Origin of the sequence: Paenibacillus chitinolyticus (assembly GCF_045038035.1) — a bacterium.
In the GTDB taxonomy this organism is placed as follows: Bacteria; Bacillota; Bacilli; order Paenibacillales; family NBRC-103111; genus Paenibacillus_F; species Paenibacillus_F chitinolyticus_A.
This window is the reverse complement of sequence record NZ_CP173427.1, coordinates 4,289,819-4,313,510: the sequence shown is the minus strand read 5'-3', so window position 1 is coordinate 4,313,510 and position 23,692 is coordinate 4,289,819. Positions and strand designations below refer to the sequence as shown.

Genomic DNA, 23,692 nt, shown 5'->3' with positions numbered 1-23,692 from the left:
TTACCGGGCTGAAACTTTTTCATATTCGTCCAGCCTGTGCTATCATGAACGTATATGTCCAAAATTCGGGGTGTAAGATGGAAAAATTGATCGTTATTGATGGAAACAGTATTGCGAGCCGCGCCTTTTACGCGCTGCCTCTGCTGAGCAATTCCGCCGGTCTTCATACGAACGCCGTTTACGGGTTCACGACCATGCTCCTCAGACTGATTGAAGAAGAAAAACCGACTCATTTTCTCGTGGCTTTCGACGCGGGCAAAGTGACGTTCCGACATAAAGATTACACGGAATACAAAGGCGGACGAGCCAAAACGCCGCCGGAGCTGTCCGAGCAGTTTCCGCTCATTAAAGAATTGATGAACGCTTTCGGCATCCGTCAGTTCGAGCTGGAAGGCTACGAAGCGGACGATATCATCGGCACACTGACCAAATCGGCGGAGCGGGAAGGCAAGGACGTGCTGGTCGTTACCGGCGACAAGGATATGCTGCAGCTCGTATCGGACCGTGTGACGGTTGCCCTGACCCGCAAAGGCATCAGTGAAGTGGACCGTTACGATCCGGCCGAGATCCAAGCGAAGTACGGGCTCGTTCCGGCCCAGATTATCGACCTTAAGGGTCTGATGGGGGACTCTTCCGACAATATTCCGGGCATCCCCGGAGTAGGCGAGAAAACGGCCCTAAAACTGCTGCACGAGTACGGTTCCGTCGAGTCCGTGCTGGAGCATGCGGACGAGATGAAGGGCAAGATGAAGGAAAAGATCCGCGACCATGCGGATTCCGCCCGGATGAGCAAAGAAATCGCGACCATTTACCGCGAAGTGCCGATGGATACGGACTGGAGCAGCCTCGCCTTCTCCGGCTTCGAAACGCCCGAGCTTGCGGCCATGTTCCGCAAACTGGAGTTCAAGTCGCTGCTCGAGAGGCTGGACTTCTCCGGCGCGGGGGGAGCGGACTCCCCCGATGGGGCGGAGCCCGGCCCCGCGGAAGAGCTGGTTGTCCGCCTGATCGACGCGGACAACATCACGGACCTGACCGGCGCGCTGAAAGACGTAAGCGCGCTGCACGTCGAGGCCGTAGGGGACAATGCCCACACGGCCGAGCTGGTCGGGGCGGCTTTCCACACGCCGGAAGCGGGCTACTACGTGCCCGCGGCCGTGCTGACCGCTCCCGGAGCGGAAGCGCTGCGCGCCTGGCTGGCGGACGAGCGTGCTCCGAAGAGCACGTGGGACCGCCACCGCGCGGAGCTGGTGCTCGCCTGGAACGGCATCACGCTGGCCGGCGTGACGTTCGACGTCATGCTCGCGGCGTATCTGCTCGATCCGACGGAGTCGTCGCTTACGCTCAGCGGCATCGCGGATAAGTACGGCGCGCTTCATGTAGCGCCGGACGAAGCGGTCTTCGGCAAAGGCGCGAAGTTCCGTCTGCCGGAGCAGGAAGCCGTTGCGGAACATCTCGTCCGCAAGGCCGACCGCATCTTCCGCCTGGACGTCTCGCTGCGCGAGAAGCTGGAGCAGGCGGATATGAAGCAGCTCTACTACGAGCTGGAGCTTCCGCTCTCGGGTGTGCTCGCGGATATGGAGATGCGCGGCATCAAGGTCGATACGGCCGGATTGAAGCAGCTGGGCGATGAACTCGCCGTACAGATCGAACGGACGATGACGGAGATTTACCGCCACGCCGGCATGGAGTTCAATATCAACTCCCCGAAGCAGCTGGGTGAAGTGCTGTTCGAGAAGCTCCAGCTTCCCGTCCAGAAGAAAACGAAGACAGGCTACTCCACGGATGCCGAGGTGCTGGAAAAGCTGGCCCCTTACCATGAAATCGTGCAGGGCATTCTCCATTACCGGCAGCTGGCCAAGCTCCAGTCCACGTATGTGGAAGGGCTGCTGAAAGAGGTGCGGAAGGAAACGGGCAAGGTTCATACGTACTACAGGCAGACGATCGCGGCCACGGGCCGGCTCAGCAGCCAGTATCCGAACCTGCAGAACATTCCGATCCGGCTGGAGGAAGGGCGTAAAATCCGCAAGGTGTTCGTGCCTTCGGAGCCGGGATGGTCCATTCTGGCCGCGGACTACTCGCAGATCGAGCTTCGGGTGCTCGCTCACATTTCCGGTGACGAGAATCTTAAGGAAGCTTTTACGAATAATATGGATATTCACACGAAAACGGCCATGGACGTTTTCGGCGTAGCCGAATCCGAAGTGGACGCGAATATGCGCCGCTCGGCGAAGGCCGTCAACTTCGGCATCGTTTACGGGATCAGCGACTACGGTCTCTCCCAGAATCTGGCTATCACCCGTAAGGAAGCGAGCCAGTTTATCGAGCAGTATTTCGCCGTTTTCCAGGGTGTCCGCCAATATATGGATGACATTGTGAAACTGGCCCGCGAACAGGGCTACGTCACGACATTGCTGCAGCGGCGCCGGTATTTGCCGGAGATTACCGCCTCTAACTTTAACCTCCGTTCTTTCGCGGAAAGAACGGCGATGAATACGCCGATTCAAGGAACGGCGGCCGATATCATCAAGCTGGCCATGGTGCAGATGGACGAGCGCCTTAAAGCGGAAGGCCTGAAAAGCCGGATGCTTCTTCAAGTACACGATGAACTGATTTTCGAAGTTCCGCCCGAAGAGCTTGAAACGATGCGCCGCATCGTGCCCGAGGTCATGGAAGGCGCGCTTGCGCTGGACGTGCCTCTGCTCGCCGAGGTGGATTACGGATCCAACTGGTACGAAGCGAAATAAGGAATATGTGATCATGAAAACACAGCATGAACCGAGGTGAAACGCCATGCCGGAATTACCGGAGGTGGAAACCGTCAGACGGACGCTCAGCCGACTGGTCGTCGGCAAGACGATTCAAGAAGTGGAAGTCCGCCTGAAACGGATTATTCAAAAACCCGAAGAGCCGGAGCTATTCGCCGATCTTCTGGAAGGCCAGACGATTCGGGGCGTGAGCCGCAGAGGCAAGTTTCTGCGTTTCCTGCTCGATGACGGCGTGTTGGTATCCCACCTTCGTATGGAAGGCCGCTACGGCCTCTACGAAGCTTCGGACGAGGTGGAACCTCACACGCATGTGATTTTCCGTTTTACGGACGGAACCGAACTGAGATACCGCGATGTGAGGCAGTTCGGCACGATGCATCTTTTCGCCGGAGAGGAAGATCTGAGCAGCAAGCCGCTTCATAAGCTGGGCATCGAGCCGCTGGACGAGTCTTTTACGTTCGAAGCCTTCCGGCAGGCCATCGGCAAGCGAAGCACGAAGATCAAACCGCTGCTGCTCAATCAAGCATACATCGTCGGACTCGGTAATATTTATGTAGACGAAGCGCTTTTTCGGGCGGGAATTCATCCCGAGAGAGAGGCGGCTTCGCTGACCCGCCTTGAGCTTCAGAGACTTCACGAAGCGATTGTGCATACCCTCCAAAGCTCGGTCGAAGCCGGGGGCTCTTCCATTAAATCGTACGTGAACGGCCAAGGCGAATCCGGAAAATTCCAGCATTCCCTGAACATTTACGGCCGGAACGGCAAACCCTGCGTCAACTGCGGCAGCTTGATCGAGAAGACCGTCGTCGGCGGCCGTGGCACGCATTTCTGTCTGAAATGCCAGCCTCTCAAAAGAAAGCGCAGCGTGCCGAAAAATAAGCTTTAGCACAACTCCTCCTACCCCTCCATATGATAAGTGAGTAGAAAATGCAGGTAGGAGGAATGAGGCGTGCTTCCATTTTTTTCTCTGTTGATTCTGGCTCTGGCCGTCAGTCTGGACGGCTTTGGAGTAGGGATGATGTACGGCTTGCGTAAAATCCGTATCCCTCTCCCGTCCTTGGCGATCATTTCCCTGTGCTCGGGAATCATCATTTACACTTCGATGAGTTTTGGAGTGTGGCTGACGCGGTATTTATCTCCGGACTATGCCGGGATGCTCGGTGCAGTCATTCTGATCGGTATCGGAATCTGGGCGCTGGTTCAGTTTCTGACACAGAAGCAGGGCAATGACGGCGACGGTGATGAAAAGGAACGTACACAGAGGGCGAATGAAACGGCGGTGCCGGCCGGAACAGCCCGTCTTGAAGCCGTTTTCCAGACGAATCCGGTTACGGCCCGCCGTCCTGAAGCCCAAGGGGCAGAGCCGGAGCGCGAGCCGCGGATGTTTTCGATCGAGATCAAGAGGCTCGGACTCGTGATCCAGATTTTGCGTACGCCTTCCGCGGCCGACGTGGACCGGTCCGGAAATATTTCTTCTTCGGAAGCGACGCTGCTCGGAATCGCGTTGTCCCTTGACGCTTTCGGCGCGGGAATCGGCGCCGCTTTGATCGGGTATACCCCGCTGCTGACATCGACGGTAATTGCGGTAACGAGCGGGCTGTTTATTTACTTCGGCCTCAAAATCGGTTACACGTATTCCGGGCTCGGCTGGATCCGTAAAGTATCGGTGCTGCCGGGTGTCGTCCTGATCCTGATGGGCATTTCCAAGCTGTTTTAGCTGTTATCCTTTAAAAATGTGATTGACGTGGGAGTCGAGTGAAATGAATATAGGACTCACGGGAGGTATCGCCTGCGGCAAAAGCACGGTCTCGGCCATGCTTGTCCGCCGCGGTGCGATTCTTATAGACGCCGATCGGATCGCGCGCGAAGTGGTAGAGCCGGGGAGCCCCGTTCTGGCTCAGGTCGCCGCGCATTTCGGACAAGATATGCTGCTGCCGGATGGCTCGCTCCACCGTAAAAGACTGGGCGAGACGGTTTTCGGGAACGAAGAAGCCCGGAAAGCGCTCGAAGATCTTTTGCATCCGTCCATCCGTGCCCTCATGAAAGAAAGAATGGCCGCCGCGGAGCGTGATTTTCCGGACAAGCTTGTCGTGGTGGACGTGCCGCTGCTCTACGAATCGGGACTTCAAAGCATGTTTTCGTCCGTTATGGTCGTTTATGTGCCGAGAGAAACTCAGCTGAGGAGACTGATGGAGCGGGACGGGCTGAACGCCGAACAGGCGGAATCGCGGCTTGCGGCCCAGTGGCCCATTGAACGTAAAAAAGAGCTCGCGGATATTTGTATCGATAATTCGGGGACCCTGGAGCAGACGGAGCGGCTTGTCGAGCTTTTCTGGCTTCAAAGGGGGCTGTAATGAAGCTTCTCCGGAAAAAGCGGGTATTCGCCCTGCTGCTGCTCGGATTTGTGTTTCTTTTGTTCAGCAACGGACTTTTTATCGGACAAATGATCTATCCCATTCACTATCGCGAAGAAATCCGGCAGAATGCCGCACAGTACCAGGTCGATCCGTTTCTGATTGCGGCTATCATCAAAGTGGAGACGAATTTCAACCACGACCGGGAATCCAAAAAAGGAGCCGTAGGCATTATGCAGCTCATGCCCGATACAGCGGAATGGATTCGCGAAACGTCCAATACGAAATCGGCCGATTTCCGCGATCCAAAGCATAATATCCAGCTTGGCTCCTGGTACCTGGCTTGGCTGAACAAGCAGTACAAGGGAAACTGGCTTTATTCCATAGCCGCGTATAACGCGGGTCAGGGAAACGTCAGCAAGTGGAAGAACAACGGCGTCTGGGACGGGACGGAAGAAACCATCAACAAAATCCCGTTCGGCGAAACCCGGCATTATGTACAAAGGGTGCTGTATTATCAGCAGAAATTCAAGAAGCTTTACGGCGAGGAATGGAGTCAAAACGCGGGAAGCAAATAAAGAAGCACCGAACCCGGCGGGTGTAGCCGCCGGATCCGATACTTCCGTGTTGCTTGGTTTCCGCTAGAAGTTAGCGGGATTGGCCTTGACCGGCCAGTTGTTGTTCGGCGATTTGCACCAGTCTGCGAGTAATGTGACCCCCGATAGCACCCGTGTCGCGAGTAGCCATGTTACCGTAGTAACCGTCTTGAGGAATCGCAATACCAAGCTCTTGGGCAACTTCATATTTCAGTTGATCCAATGCTTGGTTAGCTTGTGGAACAACCAGTACGTTGCTGTTGCGAGATTGTCCTGCACCCATTTCTGTTCACCTCCTTGTCGTTGGTAGAACTATTATGTGCGTTTTTGTAAGCTTGATAACAAGCAACATTTGGGAGAAAAATAAAGAACGGACGAGAGGAGGAAGCCCCGATGAAATGCCCGTTTTGCGAGCACAACGGCACGAAAGTACTGGACTCCCGCTCGGCTAACGACAACAAATCGATCCGCCGGCGCAGAGAATGCGAGAAGTGCCAGCGGCGGTTTACGACGTTCGAGATGGTGGAGGAAACACCTCTTATCGTCATCAAAAAAGACGGAAGCCGAGAGGAATTTAACCGCGATAAAATTTTGCGCGGGTTAATCCGAGCCTGCGAGAAACGTCCGGTGTCCGTGGACCGGCTGGAGCAAATTGTCTCCGAGGTCGAAATGCAGGTGCGCAACATGGCTCACGCGGAAGTGGACAGCATGAGGATCGGAGAACTCGTGATGGAGCAGCTTTACCCGGTCGACGAAGTGGCCTATATCCGCTTTGCTTCGGTGTACAGGCAGTTTAAAGATATCAACATGTTCCTGAAGGAACTGGAGCAAATTCTTGGCAAAACGAACTTGAGCACATTGAAACCGGACGGGTAGAGGCCGGGACAAGCTTGCGGGGCTTTCTTCTTTAAAAGAGGAAAGCCTTTTTGCCGTACAGCCAGGGGGAAAGTCCCGAATACGGCCTTATGCCGCGCAGCCGACGAAAACAGCCGGAAGACAACAGGCATATCTCCGCAGTGGCCGCCATATGTTTCAGGGTGGAACGGCAAAGGAGGCGACGATATGTCGAGTACGCAAGGAAGCGGGCAGGGAGTCCCGTGGGGGTTCGGGAAACCCGAAGTTCCCGATTACACGAAGGTGACACTGGGGCAGGCGCAGCTGCCGGGGTATCCGCACCAGCAGGGGTCTCCGTTCGGCGGCGGGGTCAATCAACCCCAGGGCAATCGGAGTCAGCCGCCGGAAGGGCTGACCGGGGCTTATCCGCCGCCGGGAGAGTACCCGGGGAGCTTCGGCTCACCCGACGGCTGGTCCGGACAGGCGGGCTTCCCTCCCGGTTTTCAACAGGGAGGCGGAGGTTTGGCGCCTTTCCCTCAAGGAGGCTTCGGATCGGTCGGCGGAGGAGCGGAGCCGGGGGGTTACGGCGCCCTTGAGGCTGGAGTCCCTTCCGGAGGGGGAGGCGTGCCGGTCGCGGTGCCGCAGCCTTTTTTCAGTATCGACCCTTATGTGTATCAGACGCTTAGAACGATTGTCGGCAGAGGCGTCGTGGTAGAAACGGTCCGCGGCAGCAACCGGGGCGTTCTGGCGGACGTGAAACCGGATCATGTCGTGGTTCAGGAGGACGGAAAGAAATTTTTTATCCGGACGGCCCAAATCATTTGGGTGATGCCGGAGTAGAGCTTTATAGGAGCCTAAGATCCGCCGGATTCCGGCGGTTTTTTGGTGTGGACCGGGTTGAAAAAATAAATTTTTTTATAGCTGCTTTACAAAAGAAAGTGAACGTGATAGTATACTTACATAAAGTAAGTTGTTGAAAACAAGTTAGCATGTAAAAATATTCGAAATCCGACTAGGAGGAAATCAAAATGAACAAATTATTATATATCACCGCGAATCCAAGAGGAGTGGACCGTTCTTTCGGTCTTCAGGTCGGGGAGCATTTTCTGGAGGCGGCATCGAAAGAAAATCCAGATCTTCAAGTGGAACGCGTAGATGTGTACGAAGAGCATATTCCCCTCATTGACGCCGATGTTCTGAACGGCTGGGATAAGCTGCGTGCCGGTGAAGCGCTGAACGAAACGGAAGCGGCTGCCATCAACCGGATGAATGAAGTGCTGGAGCAGTTTTTGTCGGCCGACGGCTACGTATTCGTCACTCCGATGTGGAACCTGAGCTACCCGCCGATGCTGAAAGCTTACATCGATAACATCGCGATTGCGGGAAAAACGTTCCGTTATACCGCGAACGGTCCCGTTGGGCTCATGACCGGCAAAAAAGTCGTTCACATCCAGGCGCGCGGAGGCATTTATTCCGAAGGGCCGGCAGCGGACTTTGAATTTACCGACAAATATCTGCGCGGAATCATGGCATTCATCGGGATCACGAACTACGAGCATGTCTACGTGGAAGGCATCGCGGCTTACCCGGACAAAGCGGAAGAGCTTGTGCAGGGCGCCAAAACAAGAGCCGCGGAAGCAGCCGTTCAGTTTGCGAAAACCCCATCGCGAGTATAAGCTTGCTCCTTGCGGTGTTCCCATATAAACGCAAAAAACTGCCCTCTTTATGAAGGGCAGTTTTTTGCGTTTGGAGCCGGCGGTTCGGCGGTTTTGTCTCAGCCTTTGCCGATGAGTAGAGAGAGCAGCCCGGCCGCGATCAAAGGGCCGACGGGAACGCCGCGGAACAGGGCAACTCCGAGCACGGTGCCGATAAGCAGCCCGGCTACCAAATTCGGCTGGTTCGTCATGAGCAGGGCGCCCCGGCCGCCCAGGTATGCAACGGTGATTCCGATCAGCACGGCCAAAAGCGATTTCCAGTGCATAAAGGACTGGAGAATGGTCTGGACGGGCATTTTGCCGCTGGCGATCGGCGTCATGACCCCAATGGTCAAAATGACGACGCCGATCGTAAGTCCGTATTTTTCCAAAAAGGGAAAGGCTTGATGAACATTCATCACCCGCAAGAGCAGGAGAACGAGCATGGCAATCGTAACGGTCGAATTGCTGCTGAGCAGCCCGAGAAGGGCCAAACCGAGCAGCAGGATGGAAGGCATGTCCACTTGGGCCATCTTCAAATTCCCCTTTAGTTCTTTTTTGTTTCCATTGTAAAGCATTGAAGCCGCGTCAACAAGGAAGAGACCGGTCAGGAGGAAAGCCGAAAGCCGCTGTGAGACCCCGCGAAGTGATATGGTATACTTTTCATACGTATGGGTAGGTGATCCAAAAACTACCCCTGGCGAAAGGAGCACGATTCCATGGAAACGATTGAAATGATAGCGGTCGGGGCTTTGATTCTCGCTCTGCTGCTGCTGATTAAAGTATTCAGCCTTCAAAGCCGGGTTAACGCCATCCAATCCGATCTGGAGTGGCTGAAAGGACGGGCGGAAGGCCAGACGATAAACCGCTTAAAGCCGTCGGCGCCCGCCGTGTCCGATAAGCCCGCTTCGGAACAGCTGTCCCTTCTTGACGAAAGAGTGCACCACTTGCTTGCACAAGGCGATAAGATCAAAGCGATCAAAATCGTGAGAGCGGAACAAGGGATCGGGTTGAAGGAAGCCAAGGATTATGTGGAGAATCTGGAGCGCGGCTAGATTACAGGCGTGATCCTCCGCTTGCGTCGATCAGTTGGCCGGTTACCCACCGGCTGTCCGGTCCACAGGAGAGGATTTGAAATGTTGCGCTCTCATTCTTGTTTAGAATAATTCAAATGCGGGCCGAGGCACTTGCTGCCGGCCTGCTTCAAACGCCGCCGGTTTTTTGCGGTGGCGCTCATTCCGAAAAATCAAAAAGAGCCTGCCGTTAGCGGCAGGCTCTTGGATATTTGCGTTTATTTACTTACTTATTTACGATTCCTGGCCGACCACTTCCCTGACAAATTTGTCGAGGGTAGTGACATTCGTGATGTTCTGGTTGCAGACGCTACTGTCTACACACAGATAGTTCCCGATCGCCTTATAGTAATCGGATGACGCCTTGGCCGGTCTTGATTTCGTGACCGCGGTAAACAGTGCGACTTCTTCGTGCTTGTTGCACAGAAAGCAAACGCCTTTGTTCGCGGGTGTATATCGTCCTTCGATGCCGATCAGTTTCCCGTTCAACGGGTAGACGAGAAACAATTTATTCGTCGCGATGTCGGTCCAGCCCAGATAAGTGACATAGCGGTAGTCGATTTCGGACAGGTCGGGCAACTTCAGTTTCTTATTCTTCGGAAAAAGTTTGGCGATCTGCTTTCCCGTCAGTGCCGGGAACGGCGCCAAGTAAGATTCCAGCGATTCCGGAAAAAGCTTAAATTCTTCTGGGGTGCGCAGTCCCGAAATCTTCTCCAGCAGCTGTCTTTGAGAGCCGTCTGCGTCCGGGAATGCTTCAAGCAGTTTGAACGGAGCGCTGGCTTTTACCGATTCCATGACTTTCGGGTCGGAAACGGTTTCGTGGGTTTTCTGAAGCAGAAGACTCTGCTTTTTAATGACATTATATTGATGGTTTCTAATGAATGGTTGAATCATGCTCGCAGCCCCTTATTTTTTGTCCAAGCTAAAAAAATAAGTGCAAAGCCCATTATTAGAAACGATATCAGCGGTTTCGGGCGACTATGTTATCGTGAACCGTCCGCCCATGCAAAGTATCGCCCCATAATCAGGCTTCGCATGAGCCGCTTCTTGTACCGGCAAATTGATTTGCCATTTGTACCGACCTCCTTTTACCCGACCATTTTAAAGCAACACGGGAATCGCTGCAATTCCGAAAACAGCTATAAAAAAATTTTACCGGTATGGAGGCAATCCTTCCTCTTTTTTGTCTTGTATCCGCAGCGGAAGCCTCGAACCGCCGATTCCAGGACCAACGGCAAAGCAAAACGCCCCGCCTTTTTAGGCGGCAGAGGTGTATGTTCGTTTAGCGCGGCATTATTGGCCGCTCTTTACTAGACTTTTATCCTCAAATGCGGTCGAAAGCACAATTAGAGTCGTTGAAAAGCCGAAAGCGCTGCATTCATCGAGAAAGCCGGTCAACGATTCCGTCGTTGCGCTCAGCACTTTCATCAAAAAGTTGTACTCCCCGCTGATCCGGTAAAGATCGACGATTTCCGGAGATTTTTCGCTGAAAGCGGCGAATCCTTTGCAATCGGTCGTTTTGAACAAAACAAACGCCGTGGTCTGCTTGCCGAGCTTCGGGGGAGAAAGCTTTGCGCGGTAGCCCGTAATAACTCCCCGCTCTTCTAATTTACGCAGTCTTTCGGTTACGGCCGGCTGTGACATCGCGATCATCCGGCTCATCTCGGAGATGGGGATCCGGGCATTTTCGTGCATCAAAGCTAAAATTTTCGAGTCGATTTGGTCCATGGAAGAAACACCTCATTATTAAAGGTAATAGAAAGTATGTAACTTGATAACTTAGTTATTTAGACTAATCTTCCTTAATGATACTATGTGACCTGGGTGCATTTCATTATAAAATGTCATTAATTAATCGCGAAGGGGAATGAGAGATGACAAAGACCTTAAATGACCCGATAACTATCGGCGGAATCACATTAAAAAACAGGCTGATCATGGCGCCGCTGCAGCAGTATAAAGGAACCCCCGAAGCATTTGCCGCCGGACACCACATCGAGCATTACGGGCGCAGAGCGAAGCATGTGGGACTTATCGTTTTGGAATCGACGGCCGTTTCTTCGAATGGAAGACTGTGGGCAAACGATATCGGCATCTATACGGACCGGCACGTGGAGATGTTGCGGAAAGTAACGGATGCCGTCCATGTGCACGACACCCCGGTCTTTATCCAATTGTCGCACGGGGGAAGAAAATCCTCGCCGGAGGTTACGGCTGCTCTGGTCGCGCCGAGTGCGATTGCATTCGACGATCAATACGGCATGCCCCAAGAGCTATCGGCAGAGGGTATCCATAACATTATCCGGGATTATTGTATGGCGGCAAGGCGCAGTGTGGAAGCGGGATTTGACGGAATTGAGCTTCACGCGGCGCACGGTTTTTTGATTCACCAGTTTTTATCGCCTTTGTCGAATGTGCGGACCGATAACTATGGAGGAAGTTCCGAGAACAGAGCGAGGTTTTTGAAGGAGGTTCTCGGGGCGGTCAGGGAAGAGGTCGGCAGAGACTATCCGGTCATCGTTCGGATTTCGGCCACAGATTACAGCGAAGGTGGACTGATCCCTGAAGAATGGGCACGCATGTTAAAGCCGCTGGAGTCCGAACTGGACGCTATCCATGTGTCTTCGGGCGGGCTTCTCCCGGTGCAGCCCAGCGACGTATACACTGCGTATCAGCTGCCTCATGCGGCCGCGATCAAGCAGCATTTCGAAATTCCGGTTATTGCTGTCGGGAAGATTTATACCCGGAGTCTTGCCGACCGCATCCTTGAAGACGGATTAGCGGACGTTATCGCGATCGGCCGCCCTCTTTTGGAAGATCCGGATTACGCGGAGGGGATGTTGACGGTTAGGGAAACGGCGGGGAATGCCGGTTAAGGGTAGGGGGGCCGGTCGCTGACCGCAGGTCTCGAACATTTCGTAACTGAAAAAGGCGCTCGACAGAGTGCTTTTTTTATTTTTACGGAAGAACGCTAATATAGGGAAAAATGGCGGAATCATGCAAAAAAGCATAACCGGCATGGTAAAATAAAAAGTTGAATCGCACTTTTGCGGAATCGGGCGAGCAAACGTTACTCCGGCCAGTTGCAGGAAGGTCAAACCTACAAGGAATTGAAAAAATGCGTCACAATTAATATTTTAAACTACTCGTTTATTTCCAATGACCGGTATCATAATGTTTATCATTTGAGGGAAGATCATACGGGGCTGGAGTTGTGTGACGATATCGAGGTCCATTTTATGGAGCTGTCCAAACTGGACGAGAAGGCTGCTCCGGTTGAAGGCGGTCTGATCAACTGGCTGTTGTTCTTGAAGGGTGTGGACAAAACTAATTGGGAGGTGCTGAAAATGAATGAACCTACTTTGAAAAAAGCCATGGATACGCTGGAGTTTCTGAGCCAGGACCGGGAAGCCCGCCGATTATATGAAGAACGGCAGAAGTATTTGCACGATGAAGCTTCCATGATTGAATGGGCGACGGAAAAGGGCATGGCTAAAGGCATGGCCCAGGGTATGGCTAAAGGAATAGCCGAAGGAGAGCAAAAGAAGGCCATCCAAATTGCTAAGAATATGCTTGCCTTGGGCCTTCAGGTTTCAGTTATCGCCAAGGCAAGCGGTCTATCAGAAGATGAAGTCGAATCGTTAAAATCGGTTCAATAGAGGTTCGGCCCCGCTTGGCTCAAACAACAAAAAGCACTCGTAAGAGTGCTTTTTGTCTTGTATGGAGCCTAGGGGGATATGCCTCTCAAGCACTCGGCTATCCGCTGAGGGATGTCCGTATCTTTGATTAAACGGCTGATGAAGCTAACTCGGAGCAGCATTCCAGCGGAAGATTCGGACGCCGTGCTCCTGCACGGAAGCAAAGCTGCGAAGCCTATTCACTCGTTCCGTGCGCGCGGACTGAACCCCCGGGGTTCGGCCCCGCTGGCTCAAACAACAAAAAAGCACTCCGAAGAGTGCTTTTTTGTCTTATATGGAGCCTAGGGGGATCGAACCCCTGACCTCATCGCTGCCAGCGATGCGCTCTCCCAGCTGAGCTAAGGCCCCGTATTATACCCGTGATTTGTATTATACATAGATCCGGGGCTCAAAGCAAGCCAAGTCTCATTCCGGCCCAAGACACCCGAAAAAGTACTTTTTTTGACGTATTCATCCGGGGAACTTTGTTGTAAGCGGCCGCGTTTTCATGCTACCCTTAGGTCAGTATGCGTTCCGCCGGAACGTAATTTTTGGCAGGAGTGGTCCAATTGTCGAATAATACGCTCTACTGGGTGTTTACGATTCTGGTATTCGGAATCACGCTGATCATGGGAATCGTCCTGATGCGGCGCACCCGTAAACTATGGCTATCCTTTGGAATTTCGACTCTTTTCAATACGGTGATGACGGTTTTGGTCTGCCTTTGGTGGGCACGTATTACGGATGATGCCTACAGTGTGCTGTTTCATAACGCGTTTTTCCTGCTGGGCTATTTCAATGTCATCATTATCGACTTTTTTGCGCTGGTGAGTATCCAAAGAAAGACATCGGGCGAAGGAGCCAAAAAACGCAAAAAAACATACGAAGAAGAATACGGGGACACCTGATTGTCCGACTGCTCGCAGTTAGAGACAAATTCAGGCAGTTCCTGCAAGGAGGCTGGCACAGAGACATGAAGCCCCGTTTACGCACGTATGGCTGGTGGCTGGCCGTGACGCTGGTGTGGATGATATTTATTTTCGCAAAATCCGCCGAGACGTACCAGGAGCAGGATATGCGGCCCTTTTTCCGGGGGCTGGTTCAGGAAGATGTGCTCCGGCAGTGGATTCCCCAAGTCGAATTTACTTACGACGGCGGGCTGGTCACGTACAAAAAGCCGTATGATTTCATCGAATTCATCATCCGTAAAGCCGGCCACGTATCGGAGTTCGCGCTGCTCGCTTTTCTCTGGATCCGAACGCTGCTGGCGATGAAAAGGCCTTTCTGGACCGCATGGCTGGCCGGCGGTTTTCTGGCCGTATTGTATGCCGCATCCGACGAATGGCACCAGAGCTTCGTTCCGGGACGGACAGGGCACGCCATCGACGTGGGAATGGACAGCGTTGGCGTGCTGCTGGTCATGGCCGTTTTCGCGGCAATCCGGCTGATCCGGTCCGGGAACGTTCGCGGCCGATAAAATACACTCCTCCGGGCATACTACCTGCTAAAGGATACGATGCCAAAGACAGGAGAGAGAGCTATGGATACCTACATCAAGCACGCCAAAGTCACCCGCATTACAAATCACAAAGACGCCAAAATAGCCGATGTCGAATTTGCGGTAGAGGGCTTTGACAAGCCGCTGCTGGCCAAGTTCGAAAAGCCTCACGGGGCATTGTCCTCAGGCAGCGCGGGGGAAGCGTCCTTCAAGCTGGGTCCGGTTTACCGCAATGACGCCGATCTGACTCTGGACTGGTACAACAACAACCTGCATGACGAGTACGAGGATATTACCGCCGAGCTGCTTTCCAGCTCGACCAACATTTACGAGCTGCAAAAAGACCAGCTGGAAGCGAGGCTCCTGGAGCATGGCGACGTCAAGCGTGAACTTGAGGAAGGGACCTTTTAAACGTCCCGGAAGACCCCCTCAGGTAATAGAGGCGTGCGGAACCCGAGGCTGCGGCGAATCAGAGGCCGAGGAGTTTGAGCAAGCTCACTCGCCATATTCCGGGCCTGAGCATATGCGAGCCGCGCAGGAGTTGTGCAGCTGCACAACTCCTTTTCACGCTGCGCAGTTGCAGTGCGGGGTATGACCTCGCATGTCGGCGGTCATTCACACACGGATGCCCGCACGATGCCCGACTCCCGGCCTCTCCGCAAAACCCCGTCCCGTAAAAAAGATCGCTTTTCCGTCCGGAGGACGAAGAAGCGATCTTTTTAATTCCGGAACCCCGCGGGGAAAGGAAGCCCTTGACCGGAGATTACTTAGTTCCTTTTTCCACTTGAACGGGCAATCCGTATTTAGGCGCTACCTGCTGATACTTCTTGTCCACCGTCTGCCAGCGGAACATGCCGATGAAGAACCCGATAAAGCAGAACACGATAATCCGGATGGGCAGCCAGATCCCGATCAGTTCGCCGGCCAGCGAGTATTCCAGAAGCGAGACGAGAGCGGTCAGGACAAGTCCCACCGGGAGTGCGAAGTTAAGCATGACGTACATACCGGGACCTTTGCGCCGCATAACACTCCATTTACGCGCTTGTTGTTCATTCATATCCAGACCGAAATCCTTTCTGCGTGAGAATGCTGAGTCTAATTATACTAAAAAGAGGACGGAAGCACACACCTCCTTCAGGAAAAATGTCCCGGTCTCCGCAGACGGCTGTCACAACTATGTCACAGAAACAATTTCATGAGGTTTTTTGGAAATTATGGTACGATAAGTTGCGGAAAGAAAAGGTCGGAAGGAGAGATAGGTTTGCTTGGGAAATTTTTTCTGTTCTCGCTCTTGCTCTATATCACCCGGAGTCCTCTGCTCGCATTGATTATTCTGCTCGTTCTTTTGTATGTCATCGACCGCCGCTTTATCGGTCTTTCACCCAGTCTGCTGCGGCCCTTGAAAAGAAACCGCCGCATCTCGCAACTGAGGCAGGAGCTGCGCGCGAATCCGCACCACGCTTCCTCGAAGCTGGAACTGGCGCGTCTGCTGATCGACAAACGGAAATACCGCGAGGCGCTTGTCTATTTGCGCCAGGTGGAGCCGGTCATGCCCGAATCGGCGGATGTTTCCTACGAAATCGGCCTGTGTCTGCTGAGAATGGATCAGCTGCAAGAAGGCCTTGCTTACATGACAAAAGCGCTGGAGCTTAACCCTCGCGTCAAATACGGCGATCCCTATCTGCAAATGGGCGAAGCCCTCGCGGAAAGCGAGCCCCGGCAGGCGGTGGATATGCTGGAGCGTTTCAGAGACGAGCAGTCTTCTTCGGTGGAGGCCTACTACCGGCTCGGGCTGCTTTATGGCAAACTCGGCCGTACCGAAAAAGCGAAGGAAGCTTTCCGGGAATCCGTCGACGTGTACAAATCTCTGCCTAAATACAGCAAGCGTAAACAGCGCCGCTGGGCGATCCTCGCCCGGTTTAAGTGAGGGTTGGCGTCAAACGCTTGCGAAAGTTGCTGCCTGAAGCCCGCGGCTTCGCTTGACGGCGGCGCCGGGGGTTGGCTACACTTAGTGGAGAGAAGAAAGGGGCGCAAGCCGACAAGAAAGGTACTGGAACACGGATGGATCTAATGTACATTGCAGCGGCCGCCGGAGATAGCGGGAAGTCCAAGCTCAGCATGGAATACTTGATGCAGAGCGTACTTCTGGTCATAATCGTCGTGATTATGTTCGTGATTATGCTGGTCTGGTCGAAATGGAGCAAGAAAAGGAGGCGGAAATAACCGCCATGTATTATGTTAATGTGGATCAAATCAAGCAAAGACTCGCTTTCGTACCCGAACTGCTGACAGGCTGCAGCGAGCTGGGGCAGGCATTCTCAAGCGGGGACAAGCGCCTGATCACGTACCTGGCCCAGGAGCGTGTTCTTCATCTGGCGATCGAAACCGTCACGGACGTGGGGAGCCTGATCATTGACGGCTTTCTGATGCGAGACGCGAGCAGCTATGAGGACATTATCGACATTTTGGGAACGGAAAAAGTGTTTTCGGAGGAAACGACGGCGGCCTTGCTGTCGCTGGTGAAACTTCGCAGGCCTCTCGTACAGGAGTACGATACGTTTTCCAGAGAAGGGGTTCACCCTCTGCTGAAAGAACTGCCCGCCATTCTCCCGGATTTCACCCGTTCGGTGGAAGCTTTTATCGAAAAAGAAATGATCTGACACCCGGGGAGAGACGCATCCCGGTGTTTTTATACTTTTATGTTTCATAATTTACTTATGCCAAAGGTTACGATACAATGAGACTATCTAGGCATCAGGCAGGTGATTCTCATGTATCGCGACGCAGAGCTGTCGACCCGCAAAATCGTGTTATCTCTGCTCAGGACCCGGGGCCCTCTCAGTGTAGGGGAACTTGCCAAGGAGCTTGGGATTACGGAGATGGCCGTCAGACGCCATTTAAACACGCTGGATCGAGATGGTTTTATCGAATCAAAGCTGGCACGCCAGGCAATGGGCAGGCCTTTGCATATGTATTCGCTCACGAAGGAAGCGGATGATTTATTTCCCAAGAAATACAATGCGCTGACTCTGGATCTTCTGGAGGAGCTTGTTGCGGAAGAAGGCGAAGGGAAGCTGACGCGGCTTTTTCAAAGGCGTAAAGACAAACTGTCGGAGCGCTACGGCTCCCGGATGGAAGGCAAGTCTTTCCCGGAGAAGGTCGCCGAATTGGCCCGGATTCAGAACGACAACGGCTATATGGTAAGTCTGGAGCAGGGGGAGAACGGGGATTATATTCTGAATGAACATAACTGCCCGATCGCCCAGGTTGCGGACCAATACCAGCAGGCCTGTCAATGTGAGCTTGCCTTGTTCCAGGAACTGCTCGGAACGCCGGTGGAACGCACCGAATGTTTGGCCAAAGGCGGGACCAAGTGCGTGTATCAGATTCGCCGGGCGGAGAGCTTCTGATTTATAGAACCGGCCGCGTTAAAACGAAAAGAAGAAGCCAACCTTGTCCTTACGGACGTCGGGGCGGGCTTCTTCTTTTTGCCTGTATGGAGCTGCCTAAGAATATGGGGGAACGGGGGCCATGCCTAGGGCCATTCCTTCTACTACCGGGTACCGGTCCGGAATAAGATGACGGGATGAAGACAGCGGCCAAGCTTCACCGGAGGCTGCGGAGAACACAATGCTGCATCATTGGAGCGGGAGCGGCTGTATAGCAGGCTGCTCGTGCGGCATCGCGCTTCTTATCCGCACGGAGCGCAGGAGCCTGCCGTTAGCCGGAATCGCGGGAAAGAGCAATACTCAACCCGGCTTGGGCGAATCTGACTCCGGAGGGAAGCGCGTAGTCCTCCAGCAGGTCGATTCCGTGCGACAGATGCGTGAAAACAGCGCGGCACGGTTGCACTTCCCGCAGCAGCTCAAGCGCTTCCGTCACATCGTAGACGGAGCGGCCGGCCCCTTCTTCCTTGTAGAAGCTCGTGCCGAGCACAAGGAGATCAAGACCTCGCATAGGAGCTTTTTCCTGTTCGTTCAAACTGATGGAATCGGGACAGTAGACGAAGCTGTAGTCCTCCTTGCGGTCGAACCGCAGGGCAAAGGAAAATCCGTTTGCCCCGTGCGTTACCTTCCACAGGCGGATCTCCCATCCGCCGAAGGAGAACCCTTCATCGACCGTGATATAATCGAGATTGCGGTCGATCCAGGGAAAGATGGCGCGGATCCGGTCCACGACCTCCGCGGCGGCATACACTTTGCCGCGGATGCCCAGCCAGCGGCATAGATCGGCGTATTCCGGAAGGCCGCCGATATGGTCGTAATGCGCATGGGTAATGAGCACATGGCGCAGATCTCTAAGGCCGGCCCGCTCCATTTGCAGGCCCCAGCTCGGCCCGCAGTCGAGGAGCAGGCTCCCTTCGGCCGCGCCGGTGTCCAGCAGGGCGGACGAGCGCAGTCTGCGGTTGGCCCCGGTTGTGCGGGCTTCCGTGCAGACGGCGCAATCGCAGTAGGCGCGGGGGACGCCCATCGAGTCGCCGGTGCCGAGAAAGGTCAGGAAGTCCACGCGGCTTCCCTCCACTGGGAGACGGCTTCCGCAAACCGGCGCGCATTCGCGGTGATGACGTCGAAGCGGCCCGCATCGATATCGGCGAGCTTGCACAAGGAGCTGCCTACGCCGGCCGCATAGCAGCCCGCTTGCAAATATTCGCCGATATTGCCGGCCGTGACGCCGCCGACGGCGACCATAGGCACCCGGTCCAGCGGTCCCATCAACTCGCGTATGTAGGTGAGCCCTAGTCCGGTGCTCGGGAATACTTTGACGGCCTGCGCGCCGGCTTTCCAGGCCCGGACGATCTCGGTCGGCGTCATCGCGCCGGGGAAGATCGAGATGCCTTGCGAAACCGAATAAGCGATCACGGCCTCATCGGTGTTCGGAGTGACGAGGAAGGAGGCGCCGGCTTCGATGGCCTGCCTGGCGTCCTCCAAATCCAGAACGGTGCCCGCTCCGATAAACATGCGGCCGCCGAGCCTGCTTCTCAGTTCTCGGATCATACCCAGTGCCCCGTCCGTATTAAGCGTTACTTCGAGAACGGTAACACCGCCTTCCAGCATCGCTTCGGCCGTACGGATAATTTGTCCCGGTTTGACGCCCCGGAGAATGGCGATTAGTCGGGTGCGTTCCAGTTCCTGGAGTCCCTGTTCACGTTCCACTGTCGTTCACTCGCTTTCGGTTGTTTAAGCGGGAGAGACTCCCGTATAGCTTCATGTTATCACATGAAAAGGCGCGCCGTCATGAGCAACCGGGAGGGAAGAAGGACAGAACGAGCCGATATGTAAGCCGACGACCGGCAGCGTTCCGCTGTAACCGATCAAAGGGAGAAGCGTTTTCCATATACTCCGCGTGAACGATCAATAGGCTTAAACAAGTACTGTCAACAAGCGCTATCCGAAAATACGGTCAACAAGCCTTATAAGGACAAGATTATTTTAAGAAACCGCAAGCTTGGTATACAATAGAAGAAGCGCGTCAACCATTCTGTGTGAAAAGGGTGAACCCCATGAAAGATGCTCAACCTGTCAAATTAACTTCCCTCTCCAGCAAAGGAGGCTGCGGCTGTAAAATCGGTCCGGCCGATCTGTCCCAAGTTCTGCGGGGGATGCCGGCTCCGCTGCCGAATCCGAATCTGCTTGTCGGTCTGGATACGAGCGACGATGCGGGAGTATATAAACTTAGCGATGATCTGGCTCTCGTGCAGACCGTCGATTTTTTTACACCGATTGTAGACGATCCTTATTCTTTCGGCCAGGTTGCGGCAGCGAACGCGATCAGCGATATTTACGCCATGGGCGGCAAGCCGCTGACCGTGCTGAACATCGTGGCTTTTCCGATCAAAACGCTCGATAAGCAGGTGCTTACCGATATTTTGAGAGGGGCGGCCGATAAAGTCCAGGAAGCCGGCGCTACGCTTGTGGGGGGCCATTCCATCGACGATAACGAGCCGAAATTCGGCCTTGCCGTTACGGGACTGATCCATCCGGACCGGGTCCGGACCAATGCCGGTTCCAAGCCCGGGGACAAGCTGATTCTGACGAAGCCGATCGGGGTGGGCATTTTGACCACGTCCATCAAAAAAGATCAGCTCAGCGAGGAAGAAGTGCAGCGCGTCACGTCGGTGATGGCGACCCTCAACAAAACGGCCGCCGAAGTGATGGACGGTTTCGAAGTCCACGCGTGCACGGACGTAACCGGCTTCGGGCTTCTCGGACACGCGTCCGAGGTTGCCAAAGGCAGCGGTGTCGGCATCCGCATCGGCGCCGATGACGTACCGTTTCTTCCGCGCGTGCGGGAACTGGCCGAGGCCGGCTTCGTACCGGGCGGCACGAAGAACAATTTCGCGCACGTACAGGATACGGTCGATTTCGATCCGTCTATCGATCAAATCGGCCAGTGGATGCTGTGCGACGCGGTGACATCCGGCGGGCTGCTCATTTCGGCAGCGGCTGCGGATGCGGACGAGCTGCTGGCCGGACTGCTGGCCGCAGGCGTCGAAGCGGCGATGATCGGCGAAACGACGGCCGATCATCCGGGACGGATCGCCGTCGCGAAGACCATCCGTTAACTGCCCGTTTTCCGGAAAATCAAAGGAGTGTTTGCAGCAATGTTTCGTGATATAACGGTTGAACAACTGCTTGAGCTGCGGGAGCGGCGGGGCATCCAGCTGATCGATGTGCGCTCGGAGGGGGAGTTCGAAGAATTCACCATCCCGGGGAGCCAAAATATCCCGGTGTTCGACAACGAAGAACGCAAAGAAGTCGGCACCATTTATAAACAGGTCAGCGTTCAGGCGGCGAAGGAGAAGGGGCTGGAGATTTTTTCGGCCAAGCTGCCGTCGTTTATTAAACAGTTCGAAGAAATTCCCGGCCAGAAGGCCGTCTTCTGCTGGCGCGGAGGCATGCGGAGCAAAACCGCCGCGACCGTGACATCCCTGATGGGGATTCAGATGTACAGGCTGTCGGGCGGAATTCGTTCTTACCGCAAATGGACGCATGAAAAGCTGGAAACGTTCGAGTTCAAGCCGGTCTGCGTCGTGATCGGCGGTCCGACCGGTTCGGGCAAAACCGAGCTGCTTCAGAAGCTGAAAGAAGCGGGATATCCGGTGCTGGATCTGGAGACGATGGCTCAGCACCGCGGCTCTATTTTCGGCCAGATCGGCCTGCGTCCCAGCAATCAGAAGACGTTCGAATCGAGGCTGGTCCATGAGCTGATGGAAGTCAATGAACAGCCTTTCGTCCTCGTGGAGGCCGAGAGCAAACGCGTCGGGAAGGTAGTCATGCCCGATTTCCTGTTCAATGCCAAGGAAGCGGGCATCCCCCTTTTCCTGGATATTCCGATGGAGCGCCGTGTGGCCAATATCGTGGCGGACTACCAGCCGTCTTTGCATAAGGAAGAATGTATCGATGCGTATCAGCTCATTAAAAAGCGGATTCATTCGCCCATTGCGGCTGCCATCGAGCAGTATTTGAAGGAAGACCGGTTCGGCGAGGCGGTCGCTCTGATGCTGGAGCATTATTACGACCCCCGCTATGCGCATGCCGCGCAGAACTATGAGAAGGAAACCGTTACTCTGCAGGCCGCGGATACGGACGAAGCTTTCCGCTTGGTCACGGCTCAGCTGAAAGAGCGTTTCCCGGGCTACCGCCCTAAAGTTCAGTCATCGAACGCGGTCTGACGATTTTTTTTCATGCACCCGTTCCTCCCGTTTTATGCGGGATGGACGGGTGTTTTTACGTTTTTCCCCATTTTTCTTCCGGAAGCTGTGTCAAAAACGGGAGATACGCTTATACTGTATTATCCCCTGGGCATTCGTCTAGAAGACAGACAGCCGCAGCGGGGGCACACTAACAGCGGAGGTGGCGAAAGGATGACGTGGATCGAATTGTCCGCCGTCTGTGCGGCAATCGCATTTGCGATCCTGGTCTGGCAGGCGGTGCTGGCGCTTCAGGCGTTCCGGCAGTCGCTGATCCGGCTGGAAGAAGCGCTCGGACAGTCCCGGCTGAGGCTGGAGGAGACGGCGGACCGGACAGCGGAGCTTCTGGAGGAGACGAGAGAGCTCGCCGCGGAGACACGGTCGCACCTCCGCACCGCCCGGAGTGTTCTGGACGGAGCGGCAAATTTCGGCGCCGCCCTGCATGAAGGCGCGGAAGCTGTCGGCGGCGCGGCGTCCGCACTGGCGGAGTCGGTTCTGAAGGTACAGCAGGCTGTACATACCCGGCAGAACCGGATTGTGGAAGCAGCCGACTGGACGGCTGCGGGAATCGAGCTGTGGCGCCGGTGGCAGAACAGCAGAAGCGAAGCCGCAGCCGGGTCCTCCGCATCTTCGCCGGATTCAGGCGCTCCGTCCTCGGACCCTCGGGGAAACGGCGCTTCCCCGGAAGGTCAGTAATGGCGCAGAACCGCGGATACGGGAGCCGAAGCTATGAGGCGTTACCGTCTTCGGCAGCTTAAAGCCGCGGCATCAAAGGCGGAAGGTACAGCTGAAGGCACGAGCCGAGTCGAACTGAAGGCACGAGCTGAGGATCGAGCTTAAGGCTGAAGGGCAGGAGCCGTCCGCTGCAGGGCGCAAGCAGAGAACCGGAGCCAACAGCCGCACGCCGTAAGGCGTAAGCAGGCAACCGGAGCCAGGAGCCGTACGCCGCAAACCAAAGCCGCCAGACCACCGACGTATCGCCCCCCGCTGACGCAAGGGCTAGACTGCCGATCGGCAGAGAGCGGATGCACCGGAAAGCCGGACTGCCGGATAACGTTCGCGCGGTCCGGAAAGACCCACCAATTTTAAAGGAGAGATGGTAAATGGCTAACTCGACAAGAACGAAAGATCTGGTATTCGGAGCGTTGTTCGGAAGTGTTGTGGGCGCGGTGACGGCGCTGCTATTCGCTCCCAAGTCGGGCAAGGAGCTGCGTTCGGATATTGCCGTGCAGGCGGCCAACGTGTCGGAGAAAACGCAGGAAATCGCACGCACCGTAGGGGAGAAGACGTCTGAGCTGGTCGGCAAAGCGAAAGAAGTTACGCTCAACGCGGCGGAAGGAATCCGCTCTTTTAAAGGCGGTGAAGGCCAAATTCCCGGCAAGCTGGCGGCGGAGGAAATTGCGGCTTCCGAGGCGGCGCAGGATCTGGTCATTCTCGGCAAATAAAAAAGCAAAAGAACAGCGGCGGCCCGTGAGCGGGCCGCCGCTTCTTTATGGAACCAAAGCAAAGAT

Annotated in this window: 28 protein-coding genes, 1 tRNA gene and 1 pseudogene; 22 read left to right on the top strand and 8 right to left on the bottom strand. The window is 54.9% G+C overall.

Translation table 11 applies throughout. The features are described from left to right. Positions 1-77: 77 nt before the first annotated feature. The 5 genes from polA (at position 78) to ACI48J_RS19465 (ending at position 5,697) form a co-directional block, all read left to right on the top strand. Positions 78-2,744 (top strand): DNA polymerase I, encoded by a 2,667-nt coding sequence (gene polA / locus ACI48J_RS19485; RefSeq protein WP_326056219.1) that lies wholly within the window; start codon positions 78-80, stop codon positions 2,742-2,744. Positions 2,745-2,790: 46 nt separating this feature from the next. After that, a complete protein-coding gene (gene mutM, locus ACI48J_RS19480) occupies positions 2,791-3,651 on the top strand; it encodes a DNA-formamidopyrimidine glycosylase (RefSeq protein WP_405079825.1) in 861 nt (286 codons plus the stop codon). Between the two features lie 63 nt (positions 3,652-3,714). Next, a complete protein-coding gene (locus tag ACI48J_RS19475) occupies positions 3,715-4,482 on the top strand; it encodes an MntP/YtaF family protein (protein ID WP_405079823.1) in 768 nt (255 codons plus the stop codon). A gap of 43 nt (positions 4,483-4,525) precedes the next feature. Further along, the gene (gene coaE / locus ACI48J_RS19470; RefSeq protein WP_326056214.1) at positions 4,526-5,119 is read left to right on the top strand and encodes a dephospho-CoA kinase; all 594 of its coding nucleotides are present in this window, start codon (positions 4,526-4,528) and stop codon (positions 5,117-5,119) included. Next, entirely contained in the window at positions 5,119-5,697 is a 579-nt protein-coding gene (locus ACI48J_RS19465) for a lytic transglycosylase domain-containing protein (protein ID WP_405079822.1), read from the top strand. The genes coaE and ACI48J_RS19465 overlap by 1 nt, the downstream gene beginning before the upstream one ends. 70 nt (positions 5,698-5,767) lie before the next feature. Here ACI48J_RS19465 and ACI48J_RS19460 read toward each other — a convergent pair whose 3' ends face one another. After that, positions 5,768-5,998 (bottom strand): alpha/beta-type small acid-soluble spore protein, encoded by a 231-nt coding sequence (locus ACI48J_RS19460; RefSeq protein ID WP_103997351.1) that lies wholly within the window; start codon positions 5,996-5,998, stop codon positions 5,768-5,770. Positions 5,999-6,108: 110 nt separating this feature from the next. Here ACI48J_RS19460 and nrdR point away from each other — a divergent pair, with 110 nt between their 5' ends. From nrdR to ACI48J_RS19445, 3 genes are all read left to right on the top strand, one after another. Continuing rightward, complete coding sequence (gene nrdR, locus ACI48J_RS19455; protein WP_405079820.1) at positions 6,109-6,591, top strand: transcriptional regulator NrdR; 483 nt, start codon at positions 6,109-6,111, stop codon at positions 6,589-6,591. Between the two features lie 186 nt (positions 6,592-6,777). After that, positions 6,778-7,389, top strand: a complete 612-nt coding sequence (locus ACI48J_RS19450) for a YuzF family protein (protein WP_405079818.1) — start codon at positions 6,778-6,780, stop codon at positions 7,387-7,389. Between the two features lie 188 nt (positions 7,390-7,577). Then, complete coding sequence (locus ACI48J_RS19445) at positions 7,578-8,225, top strand: FMN-dependent NADH-azoreductase (RefSeq protein ID WP_405079817.1); 648 nt, start codon at positions 7,578-7,580, stop codon at positions 8,223-8,225. Positions 8,226-8,323: 98 nt separating this feature from the next. On the opposite strand, the gene ACI48J_RS19440 is transcribed toward ACI48J_RS19445, so the two are convergent. After that, positions 8,324-8,776 (bottom strand): DUF441 domain-containing protein, encoded by a 453-nt coding sequence (locus ACI48J_RS19440; RefSeq protein ID WP_405079815.1) that lies wholly within the window; start codon positions 8,774-8,776, stop codon positions 8,324-8,326. Positions 8,777-8,962: 186 nt separating this feature from the next. Here ACI48J_RS19440 and ACI48J_RS19435 point away from each other — a divergent pair, with 186 nt between their 5' ends. Beyond that, entirely contained in the window at positions 8,963-9,298 is a 336-nt protein-coding gene (locus ACI48J_RS19435; protein WP_326056201.1) for a ribosomal protein L7/L12, read from the top strand. A gap of 252 nt (positions 9,299-9,550) precedes the next feature. Here ACI48J_RS19435 and ACI48J_RS19430 read toward each other — a convergent pair whose 3' ends face one another. Together ACI48J_RS19430 and ACI48J_RS19425 are read right to left on the bottom strand one after the other, a co-directional pair. Further along, the gene (locus ACI48J_RS19430; RefSeq protein ID WP_405079814.1) at positions 9,551-10,210 is read right to left on the bottom strand and encodes a FusB/FusC family EF-G-binding protein; all 660 of its coding nucleotides are present in this window, start codon (positions 10,208-10,210) and stop codon (positions 9,551-9,553) included. 399 nt (positions 10,211-10,609) lie between these two features. After that, the gene (locus ACI48J_RS19425) at positions 10,610-11,044 is read right to left on the bottom strand and encodes a winged helix-turn-helix transcriptional regulator (protein ID WP_326056198.1); all 435 of its coding nucleotides are present in this window, start codon (positions 11,042-11,044) and stop codon (positions 10,610-10,612) included. A 146-nt stretch (positions 11,045-11,190) separates the two neighbouring features. On the opposite strand from ACI48J_RS19425, the gene ACI48J_RS19420 reads away from it, so the two are divergent. Beyond that, the gene (locus ACI48J_RS19420; RefSeq protein WP_405079813.1) at positions 11,191-12,192 is read left to right on the top strand and encodes an NADH:flavin oxidoreductase; all 1,002 of its coding nucleotides are present in this window, start codon (positions 11,191-11,193) and stop codon (positions 12,190-12,192) included. Between the two features lie 186 nt (positions 12,193-12,378). Then, positions 12,379-12,975, top strand: a pseudogene (locus ACI48J_RS19415) (Rpn family recombination-promoting nuclease/putative transposase); the annotation flags it as partial. Between the two features lie 314 nt (positions 12,976-13,289). Here the strand turns inward: ACI48J_RS19415 and ACI48J_RS19410 are convergent. Then, positions 13,290-13,362: transfer RNA gene (locus tag ACI48J_RS19410), tRNA-Ala, on the bottom strand. Between the two features lie 200 nt (positions 13,363-13,562). Here ACI48J_RS19410 and ACI48J_RS19405 point away from each other — a divergent pair. From ACI48J_RS19405 to ACI48J_RS19395, 3 genes are all read left to right on the top strand, one after another. Then, on the top strand, positions 13,563-13,901 hold the full coding sequence (locus ACI48J_RS19405) for a hypothetical protein (RefSeq protein ID WP_326056190.1): 339 nt from the start codon (positions 13,563-13,565) through the stop codon (positions 13,899-13,901). A gap of 65 nt (positions 13,902-13,966) precedes the next feature. Beyond that, on the top strand, positions 13,967-14,470 hold the full coding sequence (locus tag ACI48J_RS19400) for a VanZ family protein (RefSeq protein ID WP_405079811.1): 504 nt from the start codon (positions 13,967-13,969) through the stop codon (positions 14,468-14,470). A gap of 63 nt (positions 14,471-14,533) precedes the next feature. Continuing rightward, positions 14,534-14,902 (top strand): hypothetical protein, encoded by a 369-nt coding sequence (locus tag ACI48J_RS19395; protein ID WP_405079810.1) that lies wholly within the window; start codon positions 14,534-14,536, stop codon positions 14,900-14,902. A 352-nt stretch (positions 14,903-15,254) separates the two neighbouring features. Here ACI48J_RS19395 and ACI48J_RS19390 read toward each other — a convergent pair whose 3' ends face one another. Beyond that, positions 15,255-15,548, bottom strand: a complete 294-nt coding sequence (locus ACI48J_RS19390; RefSeq protein WP_326056182.1) for a hypothetical protein — start codon at positions 15,546-15,548, stop codon at positions 15,255-15,257. Between the two features lie 204 nt (positions 15,549-15,752). Here ACI48J_RS19390 and ACI48J_RS19385 point away from each other — a divergent pair, with 204 nt between their 5' ends. The 4 genes from ACI48J_RS19385 to ACI48J_RS19370 all read left to right on the top strand — a co-directional run bounded on the left by ACI48J_RS19385 (position 15,753) and on the right by ACI48J_RS19370 (position 17,901). After that, entirely contained in the window at positions 15,753-16,418 is a 666-nt protein-coding gene (locus tag ACI48J_RS19385) for a tetratricopeptide repeat protein (protein ID WP_405079808.1), read from the top strand. 71 nt (positions 16,419-16,489) lie between these two features. Further along, positions 16,490-16,714 carry a hypothetical protein gene (locus ACI48J_RS19380; protein ID WP_326056180.1) on the top strand — a complete coding sequence of 75 codons (225 nt, stop codon included), beginning with the start codon at positions 16,490-16,492 and terminating at the stop codon, positions 16,712-16,714. Positions 16,715-16,719: 5 nt separating this feature from the next. Next, positions 16,720-17,151, top strand: a complete 432-nt coding sequence (locus ACI48J_RS19375; protein WP_405079807.1) for a DUF86 domain-containing protein — start codon at positions 16,720-16,722, stop codon at positions 17,149-17,151. A 111-nt stretch (positions 17,152-17,262) separates the two neighbouring features. Beyond that, the gene (locus tag ACI48J_RS19370; RefSeq protein WP_009671457.1) at positions 17,263-17,901 is read left to right on the top strand and encodes a metalloregulator ArsR/SmtB family transcription factor; all 639 of its coding nucleotides are present in this window, start codon (positions 17,263-17,265) and stop codon (positions 17,899-17,901) included. Positions 17,902-18,211: 310 nt separating this feature from the next. Here ACI48J_RS19370 and ACI48J_RS19365 read toward each other — a convergent pair whose 3' ends face one another. Further along, complete coding sequence (locus tag ACI48J_RS19365) at positions 18,212-18,997, bottom strand: MBL fold metallo-hydrolase (RefSeq protein WP_405079805.1); 786 nt, start codon at positions 18,995-18,997, stop codon at positions 18,212-18,214. After that, entirely contained in the window at positions 18,985-19,644 is a 660-nt protein-coding gene (locus ACI48J_RS19360) for a bifunctional 4-hydroxy-2-oxoglutarate aldolase/2-dehydro-3-deoxy-phosphogluconate aldolase (RefSeq protein ID WP_405079804.1), read from the bottom strand. Before ACI48J_RS19360 ends, ACI48J_RS19365 begins: the two co-directional genes overlap by 13 nt. Before the next feature lie 347 nt (positions 19,645-19,991). On the opposite strand from ACI48J_RS19360, the gene selD reads away from it, so the two are divergent. The 4 genes from selD to ACI48J_RS19340 all read left to right on the top strand — a co-directional run bounded on the left by selD (position 19,992) and on the right by ACI48J_RS19340 (position 23,626). Next, the gene (selD, locus tag ACI48J_RS19355; RefSeq protein ID WP_405079802.1) at positions 19,992-21,053 is read left to right on the top strand and encodes a selenide, water dikinase SelD; all 1,062 of its coding nucleotides are present in this window, start codon (positions 19,992-19,994) and stop codon (positions 21,051-21,053) included. Positions 21,054-21,092: 39 nt separating this feature from the next. After that, positions 21,093-22,163 (top strand): tRNA 2-selenouridine(34) synthase MnmH, encoded by a 1,071-nt coding sequence (gene mnmH, locus ACI48J_RS19350; RefSeq protein WP_405079801.1) that lies wholly within the window; start codon positions 21,093-21,095, stop codon positions 22,161-22,163. A gap of 192 nt (positions 22,164-22,355) precedes the next feature. Beyond that, the gene (locus tag ACI48J_RS19345; RefSeq protein WP_326056167.1) at positions 22,356-22,877 is read left to right on the top strand and encodes a DUF948 domain-containing protein; all 522 of its coding nucleotides are present in this window, start codon (positions 22,356-22,358) and stop codon (positions 22,875-22,877) included. A gap of 407 nt (positions 22,878-23,284) precedes the next feature. Beyond that, complete coding sequence (locus ACI48J_RS19340; RefSeq protein ID WP_405079800.1) at positions 23,285-23,626, top strand: YtxH domain-containing protein; 342 nt, start codon at positions 23,285-23,287, stop codon at positions 23,624-23,626. Positions 23,627-23,692: the final 66 nt, after the last annotated feature.